Here is a 6,837-nt window from a genome sequence, read left to right as displayed (position 1 = left end):
AGCGTAACGGAGAATCCACCGATTGGCGCCGCGACATCAACGCCAGCACTACGGATCCTTACGGTAAAGGTGACAATGCGACCCTGCGGAAAGTTCACCGACGTCTCGACGATGTCGAGCGCTGCCGTCGTGGCCACCTGCGACGTCGCGGTGCCGAAATCGGCATTCGAGACCGTCACCGTCGCCGCACCGGGAGCGACACCACTCAACACCACATTCGCCGATTGCGCGCCGGCGGGGATCGTCACTGTGGTCGACGCCGGCGTGACACCGACGCGCGTGGGGTCGCTCGACGAAACCGTGAATACCAGGCCACCCGCCGGCGCCGGCTCCGACAGCGTGATCGGCAGTGACGCCGTGCCGCCGAACGGCACATTCAGTGTCAACGGCACCGACACGATGCTCACCACCACCTGAATGCTGGTCGTGGTCGTCGCTCCCCTAGCATCGGTCACCGACGCACTGATGGTGTTGCGTCCGCTTGGCAGGATCACCGGGAGACTCGCGCCTGTGCCGAGTGGCTCAATCACTTGGCTCGAGCGGTACACGATCTGGCTGGAGAGATTACCCTCCTGCGGATCGGATGCCGTGCCGGTGAGCGTGATGGAACTGCCAGACGGAATCACCGCGCCGTTGGCCGGGCTCGTAATGGTTACCGTGGGCGGATCGTTGCGCTCGATACGGAACCGAATGGCCAGCCGGCTCGAATTCCCCAGCGGGACGATGCCCACAGCGGTAAGCTGAGTGGCCGTCTCGCCGGGGCCCACCCGCTTCGCGTCGGCGTGCCCCATCACATTGATGCCGTCCAGCACGCGAATGCGATATGTCGTGTTCACCGGCAGCCCGACGGTCGGCCAGTCGGCACGGTACAATTGCGCCGTGTTGTCCACCGTGACACCACTGCCCAACGCATAGGTCGCGACGGGCGCGCCAGCACAGGCGCCGGCCGTGAACACGCACACTTCGACCACCGGAGAACGCGCAGCGTCGAAGATACCGGGAAAGCTGGCCAGTGTGGGCGCGATAGGCGAAACGAAGTAGAAACCTGGCGTGCCGTTATTGCGGACGGCATCGCGGATTTCCATGCGGGCTTCCAGATCGGGGCCGACCGCGCCGCCCGGCTGCGAACTATCGGTACAGGCGGACAGGCCGAACACGGCCAGCAGGGCGGCCGGAAGCAAACGCTTCATTCGGTGGTGCACGGTACGGGGCATGGGACGTCGAGCCTCATTGGATGAAAGGCGAGCGCGGCAAGGGATATATCGGAACGGACAGACGTGCACGAACACCAACGCGTCGGGGCGGACCGCATTGGTGTCGGACATCGGAGCATCAGCAGGACGCGTTGCTCGTGTGCTTGGTTCGACGCCGCGAATACGCGCCGATCGCGAGCAGACCGACGGCCATCAACAGCACGCTGGATGGCTCCGGTATGACGTTGACCGGAGGGTCGATGGGGTCGATGGGGTCGATGGGGTCGGCGGGCTCCAAGTCGAACCGGAGGAATCCTTCGCCCTCAGTAAATCCAGAGCCAGCTGAGCGCAGTGCCAACGTGACGGTGAAGTTGCCGGGCAAGAAGAGGAAACTCGCTTTGCTGAGCGCCTGGTTTAGCCATGCTGTCTCGCCGTCGAACGCCTCTGTATCGACGCCACCCGTCACATCTGGCGTGGAGAACAGCCGCGAGCCGTTCAAAAAGATGTCAAAGGCATCGCCGCTGAAGCCCGCGTCGGTCACTCGAAGGCGAACCCGTTGCGCCGGTGAGAACGAGAAGCCCAAGCCGTCGACCGGTCCGACACCATTCAACCATTCGAATGTTGTCCACGTCCCGATCGTCAGCGCCGTCGGCTGCGCCGTCACGACCGTCGGCGTCGCCATTCCCACCGTGCAGCCGATAGCGAGCATGGCTCGCCGCATCCACTTCGTTGTCCACATTGCGTTGATCCTTCAGTAAAGGAATAAAAAGAGTGGTCCGATCGTGTTCCGGATTCGTGAAGGCCGTGCCGTGAACTGACAGGCGGCAGCTGGACACATGAAACACGCACCGAAGTTCCTCCGATTCTCACTCACCGCTTCTGCAATGTTTTCACTATGCTAGAGCTCGCCAGCCGGCAATCTCGTCTCGCCGTTCGCCTCGCCCGGCGCACCCGCAAGCGGCAAGGTTTAACGTCCAATCCGCTGGACGCGCGCGTCGACACGGGTTCATACTATGAACAGAATGCAAACCCTGGTGCGAATGACGCGTGCGCTGGTCGTGCCGCTGACCCTCGCGGCTTTGTGCCGCTCGGTGGCGGCACAGAACGCCGGCCCAACGGCCGCACGACCGCTGGCCGGCGCCATGGTGCGTTCAGTCATGATGGCGTACGACGCGGGCAACGAGCAGACCACGGTCACGGCGTGGCGCGCGCGCATCGGCAACGATGAAGCCAAGCGCGCATTGCTCAGCGGCACGTTGGCCGTGCTCGCGTACCGGTACGACGAGGCCGAACGGCACCTGCAGCGCGCCGCGCGTGATACCGCCGATCCCACCGCGACGTATGCGTCGGTGTTGCTGGCCAATCTCGCGGCGAGTCGCTCGCAGTACGGCGAGGCGATCGCGCAGCTCCAACGACAGAAGCCCCGTTTGGTCAGGAATGGCGATGTGTCCGCGTTGGCCGACCTCTTGATCAACGAGGCCGGACTCGTCTTGCGGACCACGGGCATCGAGGCCGCAAACGCGCGGCTTCGCGAAGCCGAAGCGCTTCTACCGGCCGACGATCCATGGATTCGCTCGCGACACGCGTGTGCGGTCCTGCAGGTTCGCGTGCGCGCGGCCACCCCGATTGCTGACAGCACCTGGGATCGCGCACTCGGCGAGGCCGCACGGGTCGGACCGCGGGTCTACGCCGATTGCCTCTTCGCGCGCGCGCAACGCGTGGAGGCGAGTGGACGCGCCGATCGCGCGCTGACGCTATTCGATACGCTGGCCACGGTGCAGCGTCGTGCGCGGCTCATGAACGGACTGTCCGCCACGCTACAGTGGCAAGGCAGCACGTTGCTGTCGAGGTCGCGCTACGCCGAAGCTCGCGTGGCGCTTGAGGAGGCGCTCGCTGCGGCCCGCACCAGTCACAGTCGATTGTCCGAAGCCTGGGCGACGCGGGAGCTGGGACGCATCGCACAGCGCCTCGGTGCCACTACGGATTCCGACGCACTGTTGCTGGCCGCCCGACGTATCTTCGTCGAAGCGGGTGACGAGACCGGGGTGCTATTGGCGGATCGTGTGTACGCGGAAGGGTTGCTGTTGCGCGGACAGCTTGCGCGTGCGGATTCTGCGTTCGAAGGGTATCGATCGCGCGGTGAGCGGCTTGATCCCACCACGTCAGTGGCGGCGTTGGTGGCGCGAGCCGACATCGCGCGGCAGCAGCGTCGCCATGAGGCCGGTCACCAGCTGTTGGATACCGCGAGCACACTGGCGGCGTTGCGGGGCATGACGGGATGGAACGCGGAGATCCGGTATCAGCGTGGCACCCTGTTGCTGTCGTCCGGTGAGTATCGGGGCGCCGTGGCTCAGTGGGACACGCTGCTGCGCGCTACGCGCGCCCCGCGTGGTCCCGGTCGCTTCGAACTGCTGGCGCGGCGTGCCGAGGCCGTCGCAGCCCGCGGCGACCTGGACGCGGCGTGGCAACACATCAACACAGGACTGCGCGAGTTCGATCGCTATCGCGCATCGCTTTCACGCCGCGAAGATCTGCTGGCCTCACTGCAAGACCGTGCATTCGACTGGGATCGCGACCTCGGACTGACCACGCTCGTATCGTATTTTGCATTGAATAATCGTGCTGCCGAGGCCTTGGCCATCGCTGAGTGGCGACGCGTGCGCGCCCGCGAGCAAGTCGCGTTGCAGCGCGGGGCGCTCTCCGTCGACGCCACACGGCGCGTTCGAGTCGCCGTCGTGGCTGGCGACTCGGGAGAGGTCGATCCAATTCGGTTGCCGGCGTTGGCGCGCACACGCATCGCCCCGTCGCATGCGGTGGTCAGCTTCATCGTGGGGCATGGCGGTGAGCCCACCACGGCGTTCGTGCTCACGCGCGACACGCTGGTGAGCGTCGCCCTCGTGGCCATCGATTCGGTGGCAAACGATATTAACCGATTCAGTGCGCTGTTGCAGGGCGGTCGCCTGTCGGAGTCGCTGGCACAGAGACTCGGCTCGGCACTCCTCGCACCGCTTCTTCAACGGCTGCCGTCACACATCACGCGGCTGGTGATCGTTCCCGATGGCGAGCTGCACCGATTGCCATTTGCCGCGCTTACGCATCCGGCAGGCGGTCCGTTGCTGGCGCACTATGAACTGGCCATTGCGCCGTCGGTAGAAGATGCGCTGGGGGGCGTGTCGGCGGCGCCGAGACGGAACAGCAACGCGCGATCGGTGGTCCTCGGCGCGCCCAGTCAGATGCCCGTCATCCCCGGTTCGACCGAACGGTTTGGCGCACTGCCCGGCGCGCGATCCGAGGCGCGAGCGGTAGCGACCCAACTGGCTGGCGCCACGTTGCTTGACGGCCGAAATGCCACGCATGATCGCCTGGTGCGGGCGATTGGCGACGGCGGGCAGGTGCTACATGTGGCGACGCATGCCGTTGCCGATCCGGAGTCGTTCGCGAGAAACGGACTGGCCATTCAGGCGTCCGCCGGCGCCGACGGTCTGTTCACACTCGACCATCTGTCGGCGCAACCGTTGCCGTTCGATCTCGTGGTGTTCTCGACCTGCTCGAGCGGCGACGGGGTCTTGCTGGTAGGGCAATCGCTGCATGGTCTGGTGGCAACCGCCCTCGACGCCGGCGCCCGCGGCGTCGTGGCCACGCGATGGCGCGTCGAGGATGCGACCATGGGTGCACTCGTGGCGCCGATGTACGAGGCGATCGCCGGCGGCGACGATGTGGTGACGGCGCTGCACCGCGTGCGTGTTCAGGCCATGCGGTCAGGCGCGTCTCCGGCCCTGTGGGCCAATCTTGAGTACTTCGGCGACCCCTCGCTACGCCTCCGGTTGGAGACACGCCAACCGTCGGCATGGGCGCGCCTCACCGGCGCCGTGCGCCGATGGTTACCCTGGTGAGGTGCGGACTGTAGGCAGTGTTCTGTGTGGACCGCAAAGTCCGGATGTCACCGGAATCCGTCACAATCGTCGACGTATGGCTGACCGGACTGGCTCGCGTTCGGGTGGGAGCATTAGGCTCCCACTACTCTTTCGCCTGTCGCCGCACTTCAACCCTTGGACACATCTCCACACCCTCGCCCTCTGACGCCGCTTTGGCGCCGCTCACCTCAGCGCTGGAACGCACGCTGCTGCGCTTCGGTGCAGCGGTGCGCCGCGTCACACGATTGCGCGGTCTGAGTGAGAGTGACGTAGATGAGGTATTACAGGACGTGCGCGTCCGATTATGGAAGTCGAAGGCGTCCGATGAGAAACTGGACGGCCTTGGTGCGTCTTATGTACAGAGGGTCGCGGTGTCCGCCGCGATCGATATGCTCAGACGACGCCGAGCTCGTCGGGAAGAACCGCTGGATGAAGTGGTCGGCGCCCTGAGCCTGCCCGCTATCCTGCTGGTTGCTTCGCCGGACCGCTCAGAGGAAGACGAACTTGCGTATCGGCTGGAGCGCGCCCTTGCGCAACTCCCCCGAAACCGTCGGGTCGTGGTCCAACTCCATCTTGAAGGGTATACGCGTGACGACATGGCACGGCTGACCGGCTGGTCCGAGGCCAAGGTGCGCAACCTGCTCTATCGCGGGCTCGACGACGTGCGCGCACAACTGCGTGCCAGCGCGGTGGAAGCCCCATGACCGACAACGACTTCCAGCGCGCGCACGCTGCGTTGCAGCGCCAGCGCCGTGCCGGTGGTGCGGTCGACGCGCCCTCACCGGAGAAGCTGCAGGCACTGGTCGAAGGGTCACTGCCGGCCTCCGATCGCGAAGCGGTGCTTGATCGCGTGTTTGCCAGTGGAGCCACCGATGAACTCGCGCTGCTGCACACGTTGGCGTCCACGGCTCGAACGTCATCCGCACCGGCCACCTCGTTCGCGCGCCGCTTCGCGCCGTGGGCCGCTGCGGCGGCATTACTCATCGTCGTCGGGGTCCCTGTTGCGCGACTCGTACGCGTGAACCGCGATACCGACGTGCGCTATCGCGGCGCCGACTCGGCCGCGAACGTCCCCAAGCTCGTTGCGACCAGCGCGGCATCCGATTCGGTCGTGTTTTCGTGGAGCCCCGTACGCGACGCGGATCGGTATACAATAGAAATTCTCGACGAAAAGGCCGAGATCGTGCTGCGGCGCGAGACGACCGACACGACGCTGACACTACCGAATTCATCGATGCGCGCCGCCTTCAACCGTGCTGCGAAGGAATGGTGGGTCATCGCACATCTGCGGAATGGTGGCCAGCGCCGCAGTGCGCTCGGTGCGATCGGCACTCTGCACGCCCAGTAGTCGGCGGCGCACGACAGGAACCACGCCCTACGAAACCCCGGGAATGAGCCGATGCGGCACCCGCTCAATGGAGTCTTGATATTCCGGTAATGCGCGACAGAGAAAACGCTCCTCCCCCTGCAGCCGCAGCACCATGAGCGCCACCGAAATGACCGCACCAAGGACCGCCGCATACGACTCGAGCCACAGTCCCAGCCCCATGAGGATGAACGGATCGGCGGCGTAGAAGGGATGACGCACGATGGCGTACACGCCGGTATCCGCCACCGCGTGCGCACGCTCGTGCTGGAGGCAAACCACGGCCGTGGCGAAGGCGTTCGCCCTCAACGCGAGCTGTTTGAGGCTCCATCCGAGCGCGAACAACACGAGGCCGATCGCGCTT

General features: G+C 65.4%; 6 protein-coding genes. 3 read left to right on the top strand and 3 right to left on the bottom strand.

Features of this window, described 5'->3' with window-relative positions:
* Window positions 1-1,190 (bottom strand): Ig-like domain-containing protein (locus ACESNG_RS22615; RefSeq protein WP_373070959.1); only part of this gene is annotated, 1,190 nt, incomplete at its 3' end.
* A gap of 142 nt (window positions 1,191-1,332) precedes the next feature.
* The gene (locus ACESNG_RS22610; protein WP_373062660.1) at window positions 1,333-1,902 is read right to left on the bottom strand and encodes a PEP-CTERM sorting domain-containing protein; all 570 of its coding nucleotides are present in this window, start codon (window positions 1,900-1,902) and stop codon (window positions 1,333-1,335) included.
* 304 nt (window positions 1,903-2,206) lie between these two features.
* Between ACESNG_RS22610 and ACESNG_RS22605 the strand changes: the two genes are divergently transcribed.
* The 3 genes from ACESNG_RS22605 (at window position 2,207) to ACESNG_RS22595 (ending at window position 6,455) form a co-directional block, all read left to right on the top strand.
* Window positions 2,207-5,086 (top strand): CHAT domain-containing protein, encoded by a 2,880-nt coding sequence (locus ACESNG_RS22605; RefSeq protein WP_373070957.1) that lies wholly within the window; start codon window positions 2,207-2,209, stop codon window positions 5,084-5,086.
* Window positions 5,087-5,280: 194 nt separating this feature from the next.
* Entirely contained in the window at window positions 5,281-5,811 is a 531-nt protein-coding gene (locus ACESNG_RS22600) for an RNA polymerase sigma factor (RefSeq protein ID WP_373062656.1), read from the top strand.
* A complete protein-coding gene (locus tag ACESNG_RS22595) occupies window positions 5,808-6,455 on the top strand; it encodes a hypothetical protein (protein ID WP_373062654.1) in 648 nt (215 codons plus the stop codon). Before ACESNG_RS22600 ends, ACESNG_RS22595 begins: the two co-directional genes overlap by 4 nt.
* A gap of 27 nt (window positions 6,456-6,482) precedes the next feature.
* Here ACESNG_RS22595 and ACESNG_RS22590 read toward each other — a convergent pair.
* On the bottom strand, window positions 6,483-6,837 hold a 355-nt coding region (locus ACESNG_RS22590), incomplete at its 5' end, for an isoprenylcysteine carboxylmethyltransferase family protein (RefSeq protein WP_373070955.1).

It is taken from the genome of Gemmatimonas sp. (assembly GCF_041689975.1).
In the GTDB taxonomy this organism is placed as follows: domain Bacteria; phylum Gemmatimonadota; class Gemmatimonadetes; order Gemmatimonadales; family Gemmatimonadaceae; genus Gemmatimonas.
The sequence above is the reverse complement of the archived record's forward strand: the minus strand, read 5'-3'. Positions and strand labels throughout refer to the sequence as shown.